We start from the raw sequence: 22,599 nt of genomic DNA, 5'->3' as shown, positions 1-22,599 counted from the left end.
GATGGTCGATTCCACCAAGCAATCCGATCAGATCCTCGCCGCTGCGGGCAAGAGCCTGGCGGTGCAGCGCTCAGGCGGCACGCACCGCCCGGGCGAGAGCATTGGCAAGGGTTCTGCGGGCCTGAAATTCCAATCCATGCTCAAACGAGCAGGCTATTTCGGCGCGGCGGTGCTCGCAATCTTCATCGCGATGAGCGTCATCGGCGGAATTATCGGCGGGATTGGGTTCTGGGGAATCGTCTCAGCGTTCTTCGCAGTGGTGATGGCCGGCGTGTTTTTTGCCAACTATCCTAAGGTCAAAATTCCCAAGCGCACCGAACTGAAGCAAGGTGAGCCCAAGCAGATGGTTGCGCGCACCGAGCTTTGGCTCGAAGCGCAGCGTCCTGCCCTGCCCGCGCCAGCGGTAAAAGTCGTCGACCAGATCGGCGTGCAACTGGATGCGCTCGGCCTGCAATTGGAGACGGTCGATCAGTCTCACCCCAGCGTCGCCGAAGTGCGCGAGCTAGTGGGCGAATACATCCCCGAGACGATCGACAATTACCGCAAAATCCCTGCGCATTTGCGCGCCGAGCAACATGTCGGCAAATCTGCCGATGACCGCCTGGCCGACAGCCTCGGCAAGATCAGCGGAGAGATCGACCGCGTCACGCGCCGTCTGGCCGAAGGCGCGCTAGACGATCTCGCGATCAAGGATCGCTACCTCGAATACCGCTATGGCGGCGATGAGGCGCTCTCCGATACGAGCAAATCGGACAAGGGTGCATGAGGGTCGCGCTCCCCCACGACCTTGGCCGCGAGGAAGTGCGCCGCCGGATGCACGAACATTCCGACAAGATAGGCAGCTATTTCCCCGAGGGCACTGCGCGGGTTGAGACCATGTGGCCCAGCGAAGACAGGATGGATCTGCTGGTTAACGCCTGGGGTCAAAGGGTCGAAGGGTTTGTCGAAATCGAAGACAATCAGGTCATCATCGACTTTGATCTACCCGCAATTCTGGGCATGGCGCGGCCATTGATCGAACGCGCGATCCGCAAAGAAGGCGGCAAACTGCTCGAAAAGCACTGATTTTTTCGGTGTCCAAAGTCAGCGCATTTGTGCGAGTTGCTGCCAAATCAAAGCGTTATTCCACCCAAGATTGATCCGATATGGATGAATGTCTTGACACTTTTTCTGCAAAGCAAACTTGACGGTAAGCCATTGAAAGCAGAAGAGACCTGAACTGGGCTTAACTATCTGGCCGGTAAGGGAGTGGACGCATCGGACACGCAGCAAGACCTGCAACTTTGCGCATCGCATTGCGCGATGCGACCGCACAACTGCATGACCAACTGGATGAATCCATGCGCGCTGTTGCCGGCTGGACCGATGCGGACCAGTATAGCCGGTTCCTTTCGCTGCAATACAAAGCCCGGGCCAGCATAGAGACATGGCTAGAACGGCATGCCGCCGATGATCAATTGCCGCCTGCCCAATGCCCCCTCATTGCGCGTGACCTCGAGCAGCTCGGCAGGCACCTTCCCGCTGACATTCCAAACTTCGCATTCGGCATGGATGCCGGCTCGCCAATAGACATGGCGGTGCTCGGCATCGGGTGGGTTCTTGCCGGATCGTCCCTAGGCAATCGCGCAATCCTGCACGACCTCAGGCGAAAAGGCTTTGCGGAGTGGCCGCATTCCTTTCTCGGCGATCCGGAAATGGTCGTGTTCTGGAACCGGTTGCGACCGCTGATCGAAAAACCCGTCGATGACGAAACACTCAAAGTCGTCGCTCAGGCTGCGCGTGCCACTTTCGACCACTTCCTGGCCATTGCCGGCGATGACAACGCGGCTGATATCCCGATCGTCGATGCGCCGCTCACAAATCAACACCATCATCTCAGCGAGCCAATCGATAGGCCTGACGACAAGCCGCTGCGCGCCATCAAGAGAATACGAGCATGAGTCTTTCACCAGCCAAGCCCGAAATGACCGAGTGCGACCGCGAGAAAATTCACAACATCGCGGCGGTCCAGCCTTTTGGCGGATTGATCGCGATCAATGCGGATTGGTTTGTTTCGCATCGTTCGCTCAATTGCGCCGAACTGCTCGGTCTCGATAACAATCCGGAAATCGGTCAGGAAATCTCAGCCTACCTGCAGCCCCATGCTTTGGAGACTCTGCGCGAGGCGCTCGAAAGAATGGTGCAGATCGACCAGGTGGAGCGCCTCTTCGGTCTGCGCCTGACACAGGGTGGTGATCTGTTCGATGTGGCGGTGCATACCATTGGCGGCTCAATCATCATCGAGTTTGAGCCACATGCGGAGAAAGATTATTCGAACCATCTTTCAATGATCGGGCCGGCGCTCTCGCGGCTTGAAGGTCATAAGGACCTCGAAACGATGAGCGCACAGGCTGCCGTGATCGCGCGGCAATTGCTGGGTTACGATCGTGCGATGGTCTATCGCTTTCACCCCGATCAAAGCGGCGAGGTGATTGCCGAGGACCGCCGCGAGGATCTGGAGCCTTATCTTGGTCTTCGCTACCCGCAGGCAGACATCCCGCAGCAGGCGCGCGAGCTCTTCCGGCGTAACAAGGTGCGCGTCATCAGCGATATGGGCGCCGAACCAGTGCCTGTGGAGCCGGCGCACGGAATGGATGGAAAGCCGCTCGACCTCTCGATGAGCGGACTTCGAGCCCATTCGCAAATGCACCTCGAATATATGCGCAATATGGGCGTGCACGCGTCACTGGCGATCGCAATCGTGGTGCAAGATCGGCTTTGGGGCATGATATCGTGTCATCACTATTCGCCCAAGCTGCCGCCCTATTCCTTGCGCACTGTGGCCGAGACCTTCTCGCTCATGTTTTCGCTCATGCTCAACCGCTTACTGATCGAGCAGTCGGAGCACGTGCGCGAGCGGGGCCGGGCCTTGCATGACCAGCTCATGGTGAGGCTGGCTGGAGGGACATCGCTGAGCAACAGCCTACCTTTGCTTGATCAAATGTTGGCCGATGTCATTCCCCATGAAGGGTCCTCGGTATGGATCGACGGGACGTATCGTTCACGCGGCACAGCACCGAGCGAGGAGGAATTCAAGGCGATCTTACCGGCGCTCAACAGCGCGCCTGTCAGCACGATCATCGCGACCCACATGCTGGCGGATCATGTTCCAGGCGCTCAAGCCTTCGCTGATAAAGTCGCCGGCGCCATGATCTTGCCGATCTCGCGTAGCCAACGCGATTTTCTGGTGCTCTGGCGCAAGCCGTTAACCCAAACAGTGACTTGGGCGGGAGACCCCAACGCAGCCAAGGCGCAAGAAGGTGAAAGGCTTACCCCGCGCGGCAGCTTTGATGCATGGCGTGAAACGGTGCAAGGACGCAGCACGGATTGGAGCGCTGAAGAACAGCAGATTGCCGAGAATCTGCGGATCACCCTGCTAGAGGTGGTGTTGCGTATGACCGATGAGGTCGCGCGCGAGCGCAGCAGGGCCCAGGAGCAGCAGGAATTGCTGATCGCGGAATTGAACCACCGCGTTCGCAACATCCTTAATCTGATCCGCGGTCTGGTGAACCAGTCGCAGCACGATGCCACTGATGTGGTCGACTTTAGCAAAATCATCGGAGGACGGATCAGCGCGCTTGCCTGCGCGCATGACAACATCACGCGAGAAAACTGGGCGCCAGCACCTTTGTCCGCTCTCTTCGAAACCGAACTCGAAGCCTACCTGCACGAGAAGAAGCAGCGCATGTCGCTCAACGGAATCGAAGTGCTGATCCGGCCAGAGGCGTACACGGTGATGGCCTTGGTAGTGCACGAGCTCGTAACCAACTCGGCAAAGTATGGAAGCCTGTGTGACGGTCATGGCTCGCTGGAGATCAATGTCGAGCGCACGCCGGATGGCAACCTGGAAATCAAATGGAAGGAGCGCGGCGGCCCTCCGGTTATGCCACCGAAAAGGCGCGGTTTCGGCTCGACAATCATTGAGCGCTCAATCCCGCACGAGCTCAAGGGAGAGGCAGAACTAGAGTTCAAGTTGGCAGGCCTGGAAGCGAACTTCATGATTCCTGCGCGGTATATCGCAGATCCTGACGAGCTTGACGGAACGCGTAAACCGTCGAGCGATGAAGATTCCGCAGAACTAGCCGCACAAACAGAGCAGCTCCCCGAACATGTGCTGGTGGTCGAAGACAGTATGATCATCGCGCTCGACACCGAAGACAGCTTAAAGCGGCTGGGCGTTCACAAGGTGAGCGTCGCCAGCAGCGTCGCCGGGGCATTGGAAGCGATAAAGACGGACCAGCCCGATTTCGCCATCCTCGATTTCAACCTTGGGGCGGAATCGAGTGTGCCGGTCGCGAGCGCACTGAGCGAAGCTGGCGTGCCTTTTGTCTTGGCCACAGGATATGGCGACATGGAGAACCAGCTTGACGAGATCGGTGCGCGGGCATTGCTGCGCAAACCGTATGGCCGCAGCGAGATCAGCAGCATTTTGGGCGTGGGCGAGTAAGGATCTGCTATTGCGGCTTGACCAGCAAAGTCACTTGCGCGTCAGTGAAATTCAGCGCTTCAATATCGCTTGCAAACACGCACTCTCCAGCCGCCACGTAGACAGAGCGTCCGGGGCCCTCGAATCTGAGGTTCCCCTCTAACGGGAGCGCGAGCATCGGTTCAGCAAAGCTGGCGACAGTCGACGCATCCGGCGCGCCCTCGATGCGATCTATGCGGAAGCACGGCGCATCGATCAAAGTCTGCCCGCGCTGATTGACATTGCTGCGCAGCCGCGACGGATAGGATGAGCCATCAGCCACTGCGATGGCGCGATCGAGATGCAGCTTTCGCGGGCGACCATAGTCATAAAGACGAAACGTAGTGTCGCTGTTCTGCTGGACTTCGACCAAGGATAGGCCCGGCCCAATTGCATGGACCGTCCCCGCCGGCAGGTAGAACACGTCGCCCGCTTGCGCTTCGTGCCATGTGAGCAAGTCTTCGATCGTGCCGTCGCGCGCTGCTTCGGCCATTGCATCAGGTGTGATCGGATTGTCGAATCCGATCGCCAGCTTTGCGCCCGGTTGGGCATCGAGCACCAGCCAGCATTCTTCCTTGCCCGCCTCGCCCGCGCGCGCCTGTGAGGAACTGGGATGCACTTGCACCGAGAGTTTCTCGCTGGTGAAAAGGTACTTTACCAGCAGCGAATTGAGCTCAGCCGGCGGTTCGAACCAGATTTCGCCGATGCGAGCGTTGCCAGCCGCTTCGAAAGGAGACGGCAGAACGTCGCGACCCCAGACCTTCTCGACTTCTCGCGTATGCAGCTTGCGGGCGAAATGGCCCGAGCGGTCTTCAGCAAAAGATCGGGAATGCGGCGCGTTCATTGCTCGCCTGCCCCCGGTAATTTACCCACCAATTGCGCACCTTCACGCGTCGTGACGAGCACCTCATCGCCATTGACGATTATGCAGACATCGCTGAGGCCGATAGCGGAAATGCGTGGGCCATCACTGATGGTGAGAACATTGGCACAATCGACCAGATCGCTGTTTGATGCGGCGACATTGCCATTGGTGTCCGGTGTTAAAGCATCCTGCAGAGCGGCCCAATTGCCGATATCGGACCAGCCCATATTGGCAGGGACCATCGCCGCTCGGTCTGTGTTTTCCATCAGCGCATAATCGACCGATTCCCCGCTGATCGCCTCAAATGCGGCAGGATCGGGATGGAAAGACACTCCTTCAACGTGGCCATTCTCGATCGCCTCGGATACCTGCGCAGCCATGTCCGGACGATGCGCCGTCAGTTCTGCCAAAAACGCTCCCGCCCGAAACGAAAAGATACCGCCATTCCAGCTGTATTGCCCGCTTTCCAGATAGGTTTGGGCGCGCTCTTTATCGGGCTTCTCAACGAATGCATCGACAGCGAAGCCGTCACCCAAGGGTTCGCCGCGCTTGATATAGCCATAGCCGGTCTCAGGTCGGTCAGCGGTGATGCCAAAAGACACCAGGTAATCCTGTGCCGCAAGTTCGGCAGCCGACGCCGCAGCGGCGCGAAAAGCGGCTTGATCGGCGATGTAGTGATCGCTTGGACACACCAGCATGATGGCTTGCGGATCTAGCCGGGCGGCGGCCAGAGCGATTGCGGGTGCGGTGTTGCGCGCGACCGGTTCAATGATGAGCGACGCGTCGCTATCTTTGGGCAATTGGGCAGCAATCCATTCGGCGTGATCCGCACCGGCGACTACAATGGGCGCAGCGAATTGCGCAGGCTCGCTGACCCGGCCAACCGCTTGCTGGAACAGCGTCTGATCACCAATCAGCGGTAAGAACGGCTTCGGACGCGCCTTGCGGCTCACGGGCCACAGCCGCGTGCCGCTGCCGCCGCAGAGGATCACAGGATGGATGGTGCGGATCGCGCTCATGATTGCACCGGCATAGCAGACAAGGGGTTAAAACAGGCTAACCCTGCCACGCTCATTGATTTCTAGACAAAAAGTCGATCACCGACCCCTGAAATCCACCCGATAGCCGTAGCGCGCCTCAACCGGATTGCCATTGGCATCGCGCGCCGGGTTGAATCGGATTTTCTGCGCTACAAGACCGCAGACAAGGCCGGTCGTCTGTGCATCGACGTCAGACCTAGCGACAGAACAATTTCTCGCCCTGCCATCGGTGGTCACAGTGAATACGACGGTGACCGATTTGCCGAACCGGGAGCGGCGCCCTCCTTCAGGCACAGGAAAGTCGCTCGCGGTGTTGAGTTCACCCGAACGCACGCTGGGTTTGCTGACCGCAATGCCGCCCTGCCCGCTGCCGCGATTGCCGCTACCAGTGCCAAGCCCGCTGCCCGCGGCGCCCGTGCCATCGCCGGCCTCGCGTGCCCCGGAATTGTTGGCCGTTCCGGTGGACGATGCGCGCGGCGCAGGCGAGGGTTTTGCCAGAGGTTTGGGCGGCGGCTGTGCCGTAACAGGTTTGGGCACTGCCTCTTTGCCGGGCTCGCCCTGCGACCCCTCGTCAGGTTCGGGCTGGTTTTCCGGCGGCGGTGGCTCGGGCGGGCTTGTGACCGTTACCGTAAAGCTCGAGATCACGCTGCGCTCTACCGAAGCCGTCAGGTCAGGAGCGAAAGCACGCGCCAACCCGTACAATGCGGCAATGTGCAACAACACAATGCCGATTAGCAAAGGAACGCTGGGTCGTTTTCTCTGCCTTGTGTAGCCTCCTTTAGCCACCTGCGTTTCTCCCCTCATGCGTAGTCATCCGCATCTCGTCAGACACCCTTCTGAATGCTCTATAGACCATTTGAGGGGGTTAGCGATGGAGCGCCTCGTCCAACAATCAATGCCCCCTAATCCGCCCACAAGATGGGCACTTCTCGCCCTCGACCGGATCGATTCGCGCAGTTGGATCGCCTGTCTGGGCGCCGTTACTGGCAGCTTCTTGCTGGCCAAACTCAGCATTGAGGTTAGCCGTTTCGGAGAGACACTCGCCACGATCTGGCTGCCAGCGGCGGTCGCTGCTGTGGTCCTGCTTCGAATGAGCTTCAAAAACGAGGTTCCGTTCCTGACCGGAATGTGGGCGGGTATTGCCGCAGCCAACCTCATCGCCGGTTTCGCGCTCCCGATTGCGATGGCTTTTGGCTTCGCCAATCTCGTTGAAGTTGCACTTGTTGTTTCGCTCATAAGGCGGTCATGCGGGCCGCGCCCCGACATGCACGATATCGAGCATCTCGCCCGCTTTGTCTGGGTTGCGGGTTTGGTTGCGCCCGGCGTGTCGGCAGCGATCGCGGCGATTGCGATGGCGATTGCTGGTGCAGACATGCTCAGCACGATGGCTGGATGGATGATCACACATGCGCTCAGCATGGTGTTGATCGCCCCGGCAATGCTGCTCGTTTCGGACGTAGCCCAGCAAAAGCCACGTTTCTCGAAGGCAATCATAATCCAGCATTCGTGGGTATTGGCTGTCGGTCTCGGCAGCACGTTTTTGGTCTTCAACCAGCAGAGCTATCCCTTGCTCTTCCTTGTGCCGCCGCTGACTTTGCTTTGCGCCTTCCGTTTGGGCAGCGCTGGAACAGCGATCTTCACGCTCGCGGTTGCCATTTTGGCCATGGTGATGACGCTTATGGGGTATGGGCCGATCGCCATGGTCGATGTTTCTGCACAAGAGCAGATGCAGGTCGCGCTGGCTTTCATCGCGGCCAATTTCCTCACCGGCCTGCCTATTGCCGCAATCTTGCACTACCGCGACCAGATGACGCAGGAGCTGGCGGCGCGTAGCAGAGAGTTGCGGTTGCTGACCGAGAACACAACCGACACGCTCATGTACTATGACCTGACCGGGAAGTGCACCTATGTCTCCCCGTCCGTGATCGAAGTAATGGGAGAGCCAAGCGAGATATTCTTGGGGAAACGCGCATCGGACAGAATGCACAAGGATGCGCAAGATCGAATCGCGCGGGCCGAAACCCGATTGCTAGCTGGAGTCAGTGAAAAAGAACGGTTCACTTTCCGCCGTTTCAATGACAGCCAACATGGCACGCCGGTTTTTCTGGAAGCCGACTGCGCCATCGCTAGACATCCTGAAACGGGAAACCGCCAGGGCATTGTCGTTTCACTGCGCGACGTAACCGAGCGAGTCGAGCTGGAACTTCTTTTGACCAGAGCAAGACGCAAGGCAGAGCACGCAGCCCGAGCAAAGTCGGAATTTCTCGCCAATATGAGCCATGAGATCCGAACACCGATGAACGGCGTCTTGGGCTTCGCCGAATTGATGCTGCAAACAGAATTGGACGAAACCCAGCGAAAAAATGTCGAGTTGATCGTGCAATCGGGCCGATCAATGATGATGTTGCTTAACGACACTCTCGACCTGTCGAAGATCGAAGCAGGACAAATATCGATAGATCGGCACCCGGTCGATCTGGATGCGACGATTGACGAATGCACCGCCCTGCACCGCTCCACTGCAGAACAAAAAGGGCTGAAGCTGGTCTACGAAAACCAAGCCGATCAACCTTGGGTCATGACAGACGGCCTGCGGGTCCGGCAGATTGTTCTCAACCTGGTCGGCAATGCGGTGAAATTCACCGAACGAGGCGGCATTACCGTTTCGTGCCGAATTTTCGCGCAAGAGATCGTCGTCGAGGTCATCGACACCGGCATTGGCATCAGTCAAAAACGAGCCAAGCGAATTTTCGACCCGTTCACTCAAGGCGAAAGCGACACTGCCCGCCGGTTCGGTGGAACAGGCCTTGGACTCTCGATCAGCCGGCAACTCGCCGAAATGTTGGGTGGATACCTCGAGGTGGAAAGCGAAGTCGGGGTGGGTTCCTGCTTCCGATTGACCCTGCCTTTCACAAAGGCAAAGCCCCAGACCCAAGATGCCACGCCGGTCAGCGATCCAACGCTCGAGCCGTTGCTCCCTGTCTACGGCGACGACGCAACCCCTGACGCCGCCAAATTGGTCGGCGCGGCGAATGCCCGTTTGCCCAACGGATCGCGCATATTGCTGGCGGAAGATCACGATGTGAACCGCATTCTGGCTACCGAAATGCTCGAACGCTGCGGCCAGGATGTCTACATTGCGCATGACGGAAATGAAGCCATCGCGATGGTGCTCGACGCCTTCTTGCGCGGCGACCCCTATGACTTGGTGTTGATGGACGTTCAGATGCCGGGCTGCGATGGCTATGAGGCCACCCGGGCCATTCGCGGCGAAGGGATATGCAGCAACCAACTGCCTATTGTCGCGTTGACCGCGAATGCTTTCCCGGAAGATATCATCGCTGCGCGCAAAGCCGGGATGCAAGGCCATCTCGCCAAGCCGCTGGAGTTCGCCCACCTAGCCCGCGCGCTGCAACGTTGGCTTCCAACCCGCATCATCGAAGATCACACCGGCAGAAGTCCGAAGAGCACGGCAGATCAGGGCTCAGGTTCTGCTTCGGAGGAAGCTGCAACAGTCCGCGAAGGCGATGAGATTGACGCGCGTGTGCAAGACGCGATGCGCAAGCAGCATAAACGGGGCACTGCTCATCACCAGGGCGACAGTGGTTCCAGTAAGGACGACGGGTCCGCCTCGCCATCTCGCCGGGTCATCGATTTCCCGGTGAACGGAGAACAGCAGCCTCGGGCGATGCATTCGCCCGCTTTGATCAAGCGTTGGGAAGAACGCCGCGAGGAAGCCCTCGAAACCCTGCGCGAAGGAATCGCAATGGGCATTATCGAAGGCGAGCTCGGAAAAAGGCTGATGCGACAGCTTCACAAACTTGCAGGGACGTACCGGAATCTTTGGCGAAGAAGATCTGGGCGATAAGGCAAGCGAGCTCGAGCGCGGTCTGCGCGACGGCGTTGACCAGCTAAGTCTGAAGCGAATGGGCGAAGAGTTGCTCGAACTGGCGAATGAACGCGGTGCGGGTTGGAAAAAGAGCGGTACTGCCAGAATATAGCGCCCAGCAGCCCCCATTCATGCGCCACGCGCCTGACGAAGTTGTGCCACACAGCTTGCTAGAAAACAAAACGGCGGAGCCCGCTAAGGCCCCGCCGCTTGTTTGGCTGATAGTGTAGCTACGAATTAGAATTCGTAACGCGCACCAACCTGAATGCGCCAGATGCTGCTGTTGATCGAAGTGAACGCTTCACCTTCGAAAGCACGGAAGTCTTCGAGGACATAGCGACCTTGATCGTCGTACTCACCGGTCAGGAGAGCAACACGGCCGTCGAAGTCACCCAGCGAACGACGAACATTCCAGTCGCTGTCGAGCAGGTTCAGGAAGTTCGAAAAGTCAGCGAAAATCTCGATACGGTCTTCCTTGATCCCGGTCAGACTGCCGATGAACGGCAGTTCCTGGGTCAGACGGAAGTCGAGATCGAAGAACCATGGGTTACGGCAGGTGTTACGACGGATCGTTTGACCTGGCGTGAACTCGCAGTTCAGGTTGCTGACGATGCTGTCGCCGCCGTTGATGGCATCAAGGAACAGCGCAACGTCACCAAAGTCGCTCAATGGTGACAGGTTCGGATCGTCGATCCCGGTCGGGATGTAAGCAAGGATGTTTTCTTCAGCCGAACCGCTGTCGCGGAAGTCCGGGAAACCGTCGTCGAAGGTCAAGCTGTAAGGGCGGCCTTCCGAAGCACGGAAGAAGATGCCCAGACCCGTGTCATACCCTTCGAAGAATTCTTCGCGGAAGAACATCGACAGAGTGATGTTGTGACGCGTTTCAAAGCCAGACTGCGAGACCGCCGGGTTTTGCGGATCAAACACGGCGGTTCCGTCAAACTGCGAACCGGCGGTTGCCGAACGCGAGTTGATGGTTTGCTCACTGTCGTTGAACGCATAGCCGAGGTTGATGTTCACGCTGCCGTTTTCAGTGAAGATGCCTTCGCTGAAACGCTTGGTCAGGATGAACGACAGGTTGTGGCTGTCGAAGCTTGGACCGTTGGTGAGTTGCAGGAACTCATCAAGACCGGTCGAGAAGCAAGGGTCTGTTACGCCAACAAATGTTCCGGCATCACGATCAAACGTCGCATTACAACCCGCCACTAGCGGATCGATCGCACGGATGATCGGACGGCCATCGACGGTAAAGCCGTTGAGACCTTCCGATGGATCGACAACCTGCAGAAGGTCGCGGATCGCCAGAGTGTCATTGAAACGGGTGTAGATGTAATCGACGTTGAGGTTCCAGTTCGAGAAGAAACCGGTCTCGGTTCCCAACTCGGTGGCAAAACCGATGTTTGCACGCATCGCGGTTGGGATGTCGAAGTCCGGATCGATGTTCTGGACTTCACCGCCGCCAGCGGCAGCACCCGCAGCACCAGCATCAATCGCACACTGCGGGAAGCCGGTGAAGGTTCCGCCGGAAACGACTGAAATCTGGCCGGTGCCGGCATCGGTCGTCAGGTCGGCTGCGTCGCAGTCGCCGGTGTTGCCGTTTACCGAAGCGAAGCCGTCGTTCGAGAACGCGTTCGAGAAGAACACGACCGGGTCACCACCAGCAAAGATGCCGACGCCGCCGGTCAGGCTGCTGTTAGAAAAGAAGCCTTCGTTGTCGAAGTTGTAGGTTGCCGAAATCCGCGGCAGCACAACTGGCTCGATAGAACCGAACGATACGCGGTTGCTGAAACCAAAACGCTGCTGGAACCCTGGGTTGGCGCGCGGTGCGTCACCGTCATAGAGCTGGACACGAACACCCGCAGTCACGCTCAACTGGTCAGTCGCCTGCCATTCATCCTGAGCGAACACGGAATAGACTGTGCGGCCAAATTCAGCTGCAGCGTTGTTGATGTCGCCGTCGATACCTGTGCGGATCGTGCCGCCTCCTGCACCGTCTTCAACAACTTCATCTGGCCCGTCGAAATCGCCGCCAGTGCCAAGTGCAAGCAAGCCAGCTTCGAAATCCTCAAGACCATTGAAGAACAAGGTGCCGGTCGCGTTGATCGCAAACAGGTTGAACACTTCCAGATCGTTCACTTCCGCGCCAAACTTAAAGAAGTGATCGCCCGCGTCGTAGTTCAAAACAAAGCGTGCCTGATCGATACGGGTGTTGAGCGCGTTGGCTGAACGGAAGATACCCGGGCCAGTTGCGAAACCGCCATTGTCAGCTTCGTCTGCACCGACGGCAGCGATTACATCAGGGTTTGTCGCGTTCGGAAGACCAACAACAAGACGAACTGTTGGGTCATCGGTTTGTGCTTCGTTGAAACCAACCGGACCCTGAACATCGGCTACGTCTGCGCGGCTCAACCGGATTTCGGTCGAAATCTTGTCGCTCCAGTCGGAGTAGAGACGGACAGAGTAATAGTCCGAAACCGTACCTTCGTCTTCGAACGAATTAATGCCGGTCAAGGTGTTGCCGCCGCCGTCAAATTCGACGTTGGTTTCTTCGAGACGCTGGTAGGTCGCCTCAAGACGGTGGTTTTCGTTGATGATCGCGTCGAGACGACCGAAGTAACGCACGTTTCCTTCTGGAAGCGTGGTCGGCAGTCCGCCCACATCCTGGCCGTAAACGTCACGGGCGATGCGAGCGAATTCATCGAACTGCGCTTGCGTTGCGAAAGGAACTTCGTTGGCAGCACCCGAACCGATCGGCCCATCGTTATAGCCGTCGGCGATCTTCACTTCTTCATATCCGAGCGAGAAGAACAGGCGATCGGGAATGATTGGACCGGAAAGGGTCGCACCCCAGCGCTCTTCGCGGCCAGCGTTGACGTCTTGCACTTCACCATCGGCGAAAGTCACGCTGTCAGCCTGAAGGCCCTCGTCGAAATAGGTATAGAATGCAGAGCCGCTGAATTCGTTCGAACCGGCTTTGGTCACCACGTTGACGAGACAGCCGGTGAAGTCCGAATACTCAACATCGAACGGAGCGAATTCGACCGAGGTTTGCTCTACCACGTCGAATGGCAACGGCAGTGAGTTACGCGCTGCAAACGGCGTGCCGTTCAGGCCGAACACGTCCGACTGGATGATGCCGTCAACCGTGAAGGTGTTGCCGCGGTCGTTACCGCCAAGGCAGGAGATACGATCAACATCGTTGCTCTGCTCAAGGCTGACACGCGGGTCGATGCGAATTATATCGCGAACGTCGCGGGTGATCGATGGGAAGTTTTCCAGTGTTTGCGAATCGAACGCCGTGCCTGGACCAACAGCGAGCTGCGTCACGCCGGCACGTGCGCCGGTCACGATGATCACATTGTCCGAACCCGCAGTCGATGCTGCGAGCGTGAAGCGGAAGCCGGTGTTGCCCGAAATGTTGACGAACACATCTTCAACCGTCTGGCCTTCGTAGCCAGGAGCGGTTGCGGTGACGGTGTATGGGCCGCCAGGAGGCAGCGAACCGATGCGGAAGTCGCCATCTGTTGCGGTTACGTCACGAACGGCGCCGGTGCGCGTGTCGGTGATTGTGACGGTTGCACCCGGCAGCGCATTGCCGCTGGTATCAACGACTTCACCTTCGATGCCTGAAGTGATGCTTTGTGCGGCCACTGGGGTCGCGACGGTTGCAGCAGCGGAGAGTGACACGACACTCGCTGCGAGGAGATATTTGAGTTTCATTGAATAAGCCCCTGATGACCTAAAAAGAGAGGATTCGCGTGTTCCTGCACGCCCCATTAGGCGTGTTGCCTTTCCCCAAGAAGTCTCATTTGTGACGAACGCATGAAACTTTGTGGCGATAAGATGACGACGTTTGCCCAGATGCGCCAAAACATTGCCAAGAACCGCGGTTTTCTGCGGGACTCAGCGCAGGTGTTGCTGCGTCGCAACATGAATGTTCTTTTTGGAGTTTTCCAGAGGGCACCACCGCGCCAAGGCACAGATCAGGCGAGATTAATCTCGCGAAGCCGCTGCATCAGGAAATCATGCGCTGAAATCGGCTCTGGCGGACTCGATTCGCTATCTGCATCCACGCAGCTTGCGAGCGGTTCGATCAAGTAGTCAGGCCGGAAGTGCAAGAAAAACGGCATCGAATAGCGCGAACGCAGCGCGGCAGGTCCGCGCGGGTTGACCACACGGTGCGTGGTCGAACGCAGCTTTCCATTGGTCAGCCGCTCGAGCATGTCCCCGACATTGATGACCAGCGCGCCTTCGGGGACGTCAATCGCTTTCCACTCGCCCGCCTGCGTCAGCAGCTCAAGCCCCGCTTCTTCCGCGCCGAGCAGCAAAGTAATCGTGTTGATATCGCCATGGGCAGCTGCGCGGATCGCGCCCTCGGGCGCATCTGGACCAAGCGGCGGATAATGGAGCAGGCGCATCACCGAATTGCCATCCTCGACCGTTTTGGCGAAGAAGTCCTGTGGTAATTCGAGATGCAGCGCGATCGCTTCCAAAACGCGCCCGCCCGCCTCTTCAAAAGCGGCATAAAGCGCCTCAAACGTCTCTTCGAAGCCTACCACTTCCTTCGGCCAGATGTTGGGCGCCATAAACTCGCTTAGCGGGTGGTCGCTCGGCAGTCCGCGACCGACATGCCAGAACTCTTTGAGGTCGAAAATGTCGGCGTCTTTCGCCTTTTCTGTTCCGAACGGCGTGTATCCGCGCGCGCCGCCGCCGCCTTCGATTTTATAGCTCTTTTTGACCTCGTCGGGCAGCGCGAAAAAGGCTTTTGACAGCTCCTCTGCGCGCTCGATCAACTCCTGCGGGATGCCGTGATCGCGCACGACAGCAAAGCCATATTCGGCAAAGCTGCGGCCCAGCTCGTCGGAAATATTCGCCAGCGGTTGATCCAGCGAAACAGAGGCAATGTCGGGTTCGGCGGTGGTCGAAGCGTCAGTCATGAGAGCTATCTAATACGCGCGGGCGCATCCTGCCAACAGATTCAGACCGGCAGTAACAGTCCCGCGAGCGCGGCGCTCATCAAATTTGCGAGGCTGCCCGCGGCGAGCGCCTTCAATCCCAGACGCGCGATCACCGGGCGCTGGTTGGGGGCAAGCCCGCCTGTCACCGCCATCTGGATTGCGATTGAGGAGAAATTGGCAAAACCGCACAGCGCAAAGGTGACGATTGCGCGACTGCGCTCGGTCAGCGCCTCGATAGATCCGAGCTCAATAAATGCGACGAATTCGTTGAGCACAATCTTGGTGCCGAACAATCCGCCAGCGACTTGCGCCTGCTGCCAGTCGGGAATGCCGATCAGGAACATGACAGGCGCAAAGACATAGCCGAGGATCTGCTGGAATGAGATGTCGGGATAGCCAAACCATCCACCGATCCCGCCGAGCAGGCCGTTTGCGAGAGCCACCAGCGCAACAAACACCATCACCATAGCGCCCACCGCGACAGCGAGCTTTACGCCGGTTTGCGTGCCTTGCGCGAGCCGCCTCGATGATATTGGCAGGGTTGTGTCCGTCCTCAAACGTCTCGGACACGCTAACGTCTGCCAATGCTGCGTCGTGCGCAGCCGCCTCTTCCGGATCGTCGGGCATGATGATCTTCGCCATCAGAATACCTCCAGGTGCGGACATAAAGGCCGCCGCCAACAGATACGGCACCGCATCATCGCCCAGAAATGCTGCGTAAGCCGCGAGGATCGTCCCTGCCACGCCCGCCATGCCAACACACATCAGTGTGAACAGGCGCGACGGAGGCAGCGCTTCAAGATAGGGTCGCACGACCAGCGGGCTCTCAGATTGCCCAACGAAGATGTTCGCCGCACTTCCCAGCGCCTCAACCTTGCTGATCCCTGTGATCCAGCCAATCGCACCGCCCAGCCATCGCACCAGCCGCTGCATCACCCCGAGATAGTAGAGTATCGAAACCAATGCAGCGAAGAAGACAATCACCGGCAATGCTGCAATCAGGAATGTATTGGCGAACGGATTGCTATCCATCGGACCGAAGAGAGTTTCAATGCCCTGAACCGAATAGCTCAGCAGCGCGATCACGCCGTCGGACAGGAACTGGATCACTCTGACGCCAAAGTCCGTCCGCAGCACCAGCACTGCCATCAAGGCCTGCAGCGCGAATGCCGCGCCGACCACGCGGAAGTTGATCCGTTTTTTGCCGTTGGACAGCAGGAATGCGATGGCGAGGATCGCAGCGATCCCGGCGAGGCTATAAACAAATGGCGGCATCTTGGGCGCGAGCTCCCCCTGTTGCGCGTTGGCTTGGGGCGCGATCTCAGCGCGCCATTTCGCGCGCACCTTGCCGCAAGCGAGCCAACAGTCAAACCCTGATGCGTTTCTCTCGCACAGCAACCCACAGGCGAGATTGCACGCGGCTTCCCTTTTCTGAGCGAGCGCCATAGTCATGCGCACATGAGTGACACAGCCGATACCGCAACTCCCGCCGCCGCGAGCACAGCCTCTCAACGCTCCGCAATCAACATGCCGCGCGGCCTGTTCGTTTTCACGCTTCTCTATGGCGGCATGACGGTGCTCGCCGGTTTCCTCGCCTTCAAGCAGGTGCAGCTTTGGCCCACCGATCTTGCGGTAGAAGCGGGCATTTTCGCGTTCTTGATCCTGGTGGTGATCTCCAGCACGATTGCTCAGCTCTATGGCGAAGACCGTGCCAAGCGGATCGTATGGTGGGGGTTTGTGCCTTTGGCGATTTCGGCAGCGCTGATCGCGTTCGTATTGCGATTGCCCGCCTCGCCGGAGATGCTGGAGTTTCGCGCCGCTGACTTGGCTGCGTTTGAGACTGTCTTAGGCCAGACCCCGCGCATTATGCTGGCAGGGCCGCTCGCCTATATCGTCTCGCTGCTGCTGAACGTCTGGATATTCTCGAAGCTGCGCGGCGAAGGCGAAGGCGGCAGCTTGTCGCTGATGGTTAGAGGCGCGATTGCCTCCGCACTAAGTCAAGCGCTGGATTCGGTCATCTTCGTCACCGCCGCATTCTACGGCCAGTTTGACATTACCGACCTGTTGATCGGACAAGTCATCGCGAAGGTCGTGCTTTCAATCGTCCTCGTGCCGTTTCTGATCACGGGAGGAGTAAAGCTCGCCCGCTGGCTGGACAGCAAAGCGGACTGATTGGCCTACTCAGCGAGAAACTTGGGCGTCACTCGCATATTGGAGGCTTGCTCGTAAGCATAGCCCGCTGACAGCAGCAGACTCTCTGACCATTTGCCCGCGTAGAAACTGATACCAACTGGCCGATCATCGATTGCTCCCATCGGAACGGTCAGATGCGGATAGCCCGAGGTTGCGGGCAGCCAGCTCGCGCTCGGTCCCTCGAACGTATCGCCATCCCCCAAGGTTGAGAGCCAGGCTGGGCCAAGCGTTGGTGAAACCAGCACTTGCACATCGTTCTCGCGCAGGAGGCGGTCGATCCCTTGCTCGCCCGCAATCCGCTTCGTGGTCTTCAGCGCCTCGAGATAGGCCGGATCTGTCAGGTCCTTCTGCGCCTGAGCCTGGATAAACAGCTCTTGCCCAAAATGCGGCATTTCAACCTCTTTGTTCGCCTCATTGTAAGCGATGAGATCTGCGAGCGTGCGGGTTCTCACCGTATCAGGTGTGGTGGCCAGATAGGCATTGAGATCAGCCTTGAATTCGGCAAGCAGGATCAGGAACTCGGCCTCGCCTAAAGCCTCTTGGTCGGCCTCGCTGATCCCGCGATCCTCGATCTCGACCAATTCTGCGCCCTGTTCTTTCATCACTTTAAGCGCCGCGTTGAAGCGCTCGATAATGGCCGGATTGCTGCCGACCTGATCGCGCATCACGCCGATCCGCATACCTTTGAGTGCGTCGGTCGAGAGCGCCGCGGCGTAGTCCGCCTTGTTCGCATCCGCCTCAGCCGTAGCCGCGTCCGCCGGATCGCTGCCCGCCATCGCGCTCAGCATCATCGCCGCATCGCGCACGGTTCGGGTCATTGGCCCAGCAGTATCCTGCGTATGGCTGATCGGGATGACATGCGTGCGCGAGACCAGGCCAACGGTCGGCTTTAGCCCCACAACGCCGTTGATCGAAGACGGGCACATTATCGACCCATCTGTTTCGGTTCCAACGGTGCCTGCGGCAAAGCTGGCCGCCATAGCAGCGCCGCTGCCGCTTGATGAGCCACAGGAATTGTAAGGGAGCCGGTGGGGGTTTTTGACCAGTCCGGCGACGGCGCTCCACCCGCTGGTCGAATTGTTCGAGCGGAAATTGGCCCATTGCGAAAGGTTCGTTTTGCCGATGATGATCGCGCCGGCGTCTTCCAACCGCTGGATGAGAGGCGCGTCGCGATCTGTGACGTTATCGTTGAGCGCGGTCGAGCCAGCGGTGGTCGGCACGGGTCCATCGACTTCGATATTGTCCTTCACCAATATTGGAATGCCATGCAGTGCGCCAAGTTCGCTGCCATCGCAGCGTTCCTGATCGCGCGCGCGCGCCTGATCCAGAGCATCCGGGATGATTGAGAGAACGGCGTTTAGTTGCGGCCCGCCATCGGCATCATCCAATTCGGCGATCCGGTCGAGATAGGCTTTGGTGATGGCCTCGCTTGATAGAGTGCCCTTTCCCATCGCTTCGGCCAGCTCAGCGAGCGAATAATCCTCTATATTACCGAGATTCGCTTGCGCCTGTTCGAACGAGGGAACAACGCAAGCGCCGACAAGAGTCCCGCTTAGAGCTTCGCATCCGGTCAGCGCCAAACACGCCGTTGCGCATAGGATCATTTTACGCCGCATTGTTAATCGTTCCCTTGCCTCGCGCGCCCCAAAAAAAGGCGGAGCAGTTTGGTAACTGCCCCGCCCTTTTCTGTCACTGACTATGTCGCTGAGTATCAGAACCGTGCACGAACACCCATAAAGAGGAAGGTGCCGACCGGGCTGACAGGGAAGGCCTGCTCGGTCACGAACGGTTTGCGATCAAAGATGTTGTTCACCCCGCCATAGACGTCGACCACTTCGCTCAGATCGTAGTTGAACGAGATGTCGTGGATGAAGGCATCGCTCGAGAGTCCATTTTCAGGCGTGTATGTATCCGTGCCGGTGTTGCCGACGGTCTCGATCTCAACCGCGCGAAGACCTTGACTGTCGAGATAAGTGGTCGACCATGTCACGGATAGACGCGACCAGTCCCAGCTAAGCGACGCACGTACCGGCCCACTCTGGACGCTGCAATTCGCCCAGCTCTGGATCGACCAGTGTGAGATCGCTTGGGTCAAAGAAGTTATTGAGCTTATCGACCCATGTTGCAGAACTGTTGAACGTGAATGTGTGGTCGCCAAGATCGAAGCGGTATTGCAACGCTGCTTCCACGCCAGCTGTTTCCTGACGGGCAAAGTTCAGGGAACTCTGACGCAAGAAGGTGAAGCCACCGGTTGACGAACTACGCGTAAAGAGCGTGCAGAACGGGTTGTCGATGCTTGCACTGTCTACGCAATTGTCAACGATATCCTGCGACGCAACGGCGTTGATCGCGTCCTCGATCTCGATGTTGTAATAGTCGACGCTCAGGACCAGACCGGGCAAGAAGCGCGGTGTGATCTGTGTTCCGACGGTCCAGGTTGTCGCTGTTTCTTCCTGCAAATCAGGGTTGCCGCTGATCGATCCCGAGAAACGCGCTGTCAACGGATCGACATAGCTGTAGGTGCCCGTACCAAAGGTCGGGTCGAACCCGATAGCATTGAAGAAGGCCGTGCAGTTCGCCTGCCGCAGCGCCGGGTCAGCCGCCGTTACCAGGTTGCCGGCGTCGCAAGGATCATCAGGACGGAAGAACGCGCCCTGAGCCGGGTTGAACAGCTCGTTGATGTTCGGTGCACGCACTGCCTCCGCATATGTCGCGCGGAACAGGATGTCTTCTGTAGGCGCGTACAGGCCGCTGACATTCCAAGTGAAGGTTTCGCCGACAGTCGAATAATCTGCGTAGCGAACAGCACCGCTCAACTCGAGCGTCTCAGCAAATGAAACGCCCGACAAAATTGGAAGACGCAGTTCTCCGAACAATTCGTAGACCGAGAATTCGCCGCCTGCATTGTTGATTACCGACGCAGGGTCGAACACCAAGGAGTTTTGCGAATTCGGAAGGTCACGAAGCAGGTCTCCTTGATTGGCATCAGGTGTCGTCACCGGAACGATGCCAAGGATAAGCGGATCGAATGTTGATCGGCTGACCTCTTCACGGAATTCAAAACCGCCCGCAAACCCGATGGGTCCGCCGGGCAGCTCAAAGAATGCCCCGGTGTCGCCGTTGAAAATCGCACTTACAACCAGCTGCTCAAGCTCGAATTCGTTGACTGTCGTAGCGGTGATGAAGTCGATCGCATCTTGGCTGATCGCACCGACACCGCCGAGGATATTCGCCGGGCGGCACTGACCATCGCCAGGGTTGAAGGTGAAGAAGCCGGGATCGCCAGCTGGAATTCCAAACGGTGTAGTTGCAGGTGCGGTCGGATCGATATCTGACCGGCAAATCGCGTTACCATTTACATCGGTCGTCACGTCAATCGCTGCGTAAAAGCGATCAAGGATCACGCGGTTGTTATCGAAGGTGCGCTGCTGGAAAGTGCCGTAGTTTGCAGCGATCTCATATGCAAAATGATCGGTGATATCGCCGCGAATACCGGCAACGAAACGCCAGGTCTCAAATTCGTTGCGATCCCGGTTTGGTCCGAGATCGGTGGGGTCGCGAGTGATATACAGGCCTTCATCCGTACCGTTTCCAAAGAACAACGGAGCGACGAATTGCTCCAGTTCTGGAGTGATAAACGGGTTGTCATCCCGGATCGTCAGCAAGTCGTAGAAGGTGTTAGGCTGAGCCTGGAATTCGTACTGAATTCGAGACGTATTTTCCTTCAAAAAACAGTTCGGCCTCGGATGAAATCTCGAACGAGAGATTGGCGTTGACCGACCACCGCTCGGTTTCTGGAATCAACGAGTTCTCGTTGAAATTGTTCTGGATCCCATCGCCGCCAAACTGGTTGAACAAACCGGCGATCGCGCCGTCCTGATAGACCGAAAGGCTGCCATTCGGGTTGATCACAGCACAACCGCCAGCCAATCCAAATGCCCCTGGATTGAAGGTCGAGTTGAAACCAACTGCGGATTCAAGACAGTCGGCAATGCCATTGTTGTTGATGTCAGGACCATCGCTAAGGCCGATATCACCCGGCGCAACGATGCCACCCGCCGATGAAAGCGAGAAGCGCGGATCAGTCGCAATGAAGCGGCGCGGTGCGTTGACCGAACGCTCGATCAAAGCTTGCTCAGCCGCAGTCGGCGTAAAGCCGGTTGCGTCGGTCGGGATCAAACCGCCGATCACGGACCCATTGGCAATGAAGTTGGGTGTGTCGGTCGCGCTCAGCTCACCAGTTTGGAACCGCAGAGCCGGGTTGGCAAGATCGTCGAAAATGCCATTGTTGCGGGAGAAGGAGCGGTCGCCGAACAAGAGCTCATCGCTGCGCGCATATTCTGCCGAAACCACGAAGTTGCCACGACCATCGGCGAAGTTCGTGCCCCAGGTAAGGTCACCGTTGATCCGCCACGTGTCACCACGCGATGCGATGCCGCCTTGGATGTTTCCTTCCAGCCCTTCGAAATCATCGCGCAGTATGAAGTTCACCACACCGGTCACAGCATCGGCGCCGTAGACCGAAGATGCGCCGCCAGTCAGCGTTTCCACCCGCTCAATCAAAGCTGTAGGGATCGAGTTGACATCGACCACCTGAGCGCCGGCAACACCGGAAACATGGCGACGACCATTGACCAAAACGAGTGTCCGACCAGCTCCAAGACCGCGAAGGTTCAGCGTGGATTGACCGACCGCGAATGAGAAGACGCCGTCAATCGAGCCTTCGGAAGTTGTCGAAGTCGAGAGCGCCGGAATATCCCGCAGTGCATCGACTACGTCGGACGAACCGGTTTCGGTGAGTTCCTCTGCGCCGAGCGACAGGATAGGCGCGGGAGAACCAATGTTCGGATCGCGTGCAATCCGCGAACCCGTGACAACAATCGCCTGCTCTTCCTCAACGGCCTCTTCGTCAGGCGCAGTCTGCGCGTGCGCGGCGAAAGGCACCATGCTGGTAGCGGCGAGAAGGAGCGCGTGGCCCGAGTGCGTAATCCGTTTCATAATCTTCCCTGTATGATGGAGTTATTATTCCTATTGCGACGGAAACCTTGCTGCACCGCAACATTGTGTCAAGGTCAGTTCATTAAACAGACAGGATTGATCGGGGCCTACAGGCGGATTGTTGCAATTTTGTCAGCATTGGTGTGACGCGC

General features: G+C 58.1%; 15 protein-coding genes and 1 pseudogene. 6 read left to right on the top strand and 10 right to left on the bottom strand.

The window, feature by feature from the left end:
• The first annotated feature begins 1 nt into the window (after position 1).
• The 4 genes from ACZ1GU_RS02785 (at position 2) to ACZ1GU_RS02770 (ending at position 4,486) form a co-directional block, all read left to right on the top strand.
• Complete coding sequence (locus ACZ1GU_RS02785) at positions 2–766, top strand: hypothetical protein (protein WP_472646599.1); 765 nt, start codon at positions 2–4, stop codon at positions 764–766.
• Positions 763–1,065: a polyhydroxyalkanoic acid system family protein gene (locus ACZ1GU_RS02780; protein ID WP_472646598.1), complete on the top strand. Its 303-nt coding sequence runs from the start codon at positions 763–765 to the stop codon at positions 1,063–1,065. Before ACZ1GU_RS02785 ends, ACZ1GU_RS02780 begins: the two co-directional genes overlap by 4 nt.
• Positions 1,066–1,283: 218 nt before the next feature.
• A complete protein-coding gene (locus ACZ1GU_RS02775) occupies positions 1,284–1,940 on the top strand; it encodes a biliverdin-producing heme oxygenase (protein ID WP_472646597.1) in 657 nt (218 codons plus the stop codon).
• Entirely contained in the window at positions 1,937–4,486 is a 2,550-nt protein-coding gene (locus tag ACZ1GU_RS02770; protein ID WP_472646596.1) for an HWE histidine kinase domain-containing protein, read from the top strand. The genes ACZ1GU_RS02775 and ACZ1GU_RS02770 overlap by 4 nt, the downstream gene beginning before the upstream one ends.
• A 7-nt stretch (positions 4,487–4,493) precedes the next feature.
• On the opposite strand, the gene ACZ1GU_RS02765 is transcribed toward ACZ1GU_RS02770, so the two are convergent.
• The 3 genes from ACZ1GU_RS02765 to ACZ1GU_RS02755 form a co-directional block, all read right to left on the bottom strand.
• Complete coding sequence (locus ACZ1GU_RS02765; protein ID WP_472646595.1) at positions 4,494–5,348, bottom strand: class I mannose-6-phosphate isomerase; 855 nt, start codon at positions 5,346–5,348, stop codon at positions 4,494–4,496.
• Positions 5,345–6,388 (bottom strand): mannose-1-phosphate guanylyltransferase, encoded by a 1,044-nt coding sequence (locus ACZ1GU_RS02760; RefSeq protein WP_472646594.1) that lies wholly within the window; start codon positions 6,386–6,388, stop codon positions 5,345–5,347. Before ACZ1GU_RS02760 ends, ACZ1GU_RS02765 begins: the two co-directional genes overlap by 4 nt.
• A gap of 78 nt (positions 6,389–6,466) precedes the next feature.
• Entirely contained in the window at positions 6,467–7,132 is a 666-nt protein-coding gene (locus ACZ1GU_RS02755; RefSeq protein ID WP_472646593.1) for a hypothetical protein, read from the bottom strand.
• Between the two features lie 148 nt (positions 7,133–7,280).
• Here ACZ1GU_RS02755 and ACZ1GU_RS02750 point away from each other — a divergent pair, with 148 nt between their 5' ends.
• Positions 7,281–10,277, top strand: coding sequence for an ATP-binding protein (locus tag ACZ1GU_RS02750; RefSeq protein WP_472646592.1), 2,997 nt, complete (start codon positions 7,281–7,283; stop codon positions 10,275–10,277).
• 258 nt (positions 10,278–10,535) lie between these two features.
• On the opposite strand, the gene ACZ1GU_RS02745 is transcribed toward ACZ1GU_RS02750, so the two are convergent.
• The 3 genes and pseudogenes from ACZ1GU_RS02745 to ACZ1GU_RS02735 form a co-directional block, all read right to left on the bottom strand.
• A complete protein-coding gene (locus ACZ1GU_RS02745) occupies positions 10,536–14,018 on the bottom strand; it encodes a TonB-dependent receptor (protein ID WP_472646591.1) in 3,483 nt (1,160 codons plus the stop codon).
• A gap of 263 nt (positions 14,019–14,281) precedes the next feature.
• The gene (locus tag ACZ1GU_RS02740) at positions 14,282–15,235 is read right to left on the bottom strand and encodes an isopenicillin N synthase family dioxygenase (RefSeq protein ID WP_472646590.1); all 954 of its coding nucleotides are present in this window, start codon (positions 15,233–15,235) and stop codon (positions 14,282–14,284) included.
• 41 nt (positions 15,236–15,276) lie between these two features.
• A pseudogene (locus ACZ1GU_RS02735) lies at positions 15,277–16,531 on the bottom strand (NupC/NupG family nucleoside CNT transporter).
• A 183-nt stretch (positions 16,532–16,714) separates the two neighbouring features.
• Here ACZ1GU_RS02735 and ACZ1GU_RS02730 point away from each other — a divergent pair.
• Complete coding sequence (locus ACZ1GU_RS02730; RefSeq protein WP_472646589.1) at positions 16,715–17,428, top strand: queuosine precursor transporter; 714 nt, start codon at positions 16,715–16,717, stop codon at positions 17,426–17,428.
• A 5-nt stretch (positions 17,429–17,433) separates the two neighbouring features.
• On the opposite strand, the gene ACZ1GU_RS02725 is transcribed toward ACZ1GU_RS02730, so the two are convergent.
• The 4 genes from ACZ1GU_RS02725 to ACZ1GU_RS02710 form a co-directional block, all read right to left on the bottom strand.
• Positions 17,434–19,065 (bottom strand): amidase, encoded by a 1,632-nt coding sequence (locus tag ACZ1GU_RS02725; protein WP_472646588.1) that lies wholly within the window; start codon positions 19,063–19,065, stop codon positions 17,434–17,436.
• A 95-nt stretch (positions 19,066–19,160) separates the two neighbouring features.
• A complete protein-coding gene (locus ACZ1GU_RS02720; protein WP_472646587.1) occupies positions 19,161–19,439 on the bottom strand; it encodes a hypothetical protein in 279 nt (92 codons plus the stop codon).
• Between the two features lie 22 nt (positions 19,440–19,461).
• Complete coding sequence (locus ACZ1GU_RS02715) at positions 19,462–21,177, bottom strand: TonB-dependent receptor domain-containing protein (RefSeq protein WP_472646586.1); 1,716 nt, start codon at positions 21,175–21,177, stop codon at positions 19,462–19,464.
• Positions 21,128–22,447 carry a TonB-dependent receptor plug domain-containing protein gene (locus ACZ1GU_RS02710; protein ID WP_472646585.1) on the bottom strand — a complete coding sequence of 440 codons (1,320 nt, stop codon included), beginning with the start codon at positions 22,445–22,447 and terminating at the stop codon, positions 21,128–21,130. Before ACZ1GU_RS02710 ends, ACZ1GU_RS02715 begins: the two co-directional genes overlap by 50 nt.
• Positions 22,448–22,599: the final 152 nt, after the last annotated feature.

The organism is Erythrobacter sp. HA7-11, assembly GCF_055693605.1.
The sequence above is the reverse complement of the archived record's forward strand: the minus strand, read 5'-3'. Positions and strand labels throughout refer to the sequence as shown.

What these genes read in the sequence shown, in the direction of transcription:
- ACZ1GU_RS02785 (WP_472646599.1), top strand. Translation starts at nt 2, where the DNA reads ATGGTCGATTCCACCAAGCAATCCGATCAGATCCTCGCCGCTGCGGGC.
- ACZ1GU_RS02780 (WP_472646598.1), top strand. Translation starts at nt 763, where the DNA reads ATGAGGGTCGCGCTCCCCCACGACCTTGGCCGCGAGGAAGTGCGCCGC.
- ACZ1GU_RS02770 (WP_472646596.1), top strand. Translation starts at nt 1,937, where the DNA reads ATGAGTCTTTCACCAGCCAAGCCCGAAATGACCGAGTGCGACCGCGAG.
- ACZ1GU_RS02765 (WP_472646595.1), bottom strand. Translation starts at nt 5,348, where the DNA reads ATGAACGCGCCGCATTCCCGATCTTTTGCTGAAGACCGCTCGGGCCAT.
- ACZ1GU_RS02760 (WP_472646594.1), bottom strand. Translation starts at nt 6,388, where the DNA reads ATGAGCGCGATCCGCACCATCCATCCTGTGATCCTCTGCGGCGGCAGC.
- ACZ1GU_RS02750 (WP_472646592.1), top strand. Translation starts at nt 7,281, where the DNA reads ATGGAGCGCCTCGTCCAACAATCAATGCCCCCTAATCCGCCCACAAGA.
- ACZ1GU_RS02745 (WP_472646591.1), bottom strand. Translation starts at nt 14,018, where the DNA reads ATGAAACTCAAATATCTCCTCGCAGCGAGTGTCGTGTCACTCTCCGCT.
- ACZ1GU_RS02740 (WP_472646590.1), bottom strand. Translation starts at nt 15,235, where the DNA reads ATGACTGACGCTTCGACCACCGCCGAACCCGACATTGCCTCTGTTTCG.
- ACZ1GU_RS02730 (WP_472646589.1), top strand. Translation starts at nt 16,715, where the DNA reads ATGAGTGACACAGCCGATACCGCAACTCCCGCCGCCGCGAGCACAGCC.
- ACZ1GU_RS02725 (WP_472646588.1), bottom strand. Translation starts at nt 19,065, where the DNA reads ATGCGGCGTAAAATGATCCTATGCGCAACGGCGTGTTTGGCGCTGACC.
- ACZ1GU_RS02710 (WP_472646585.1), bottom strand. Translation starts at nt 22,447, where the DNA reads ATGAAACGGATTACGCACTCGGGCCACGCGCTCCTTCTCGCCGCTACC.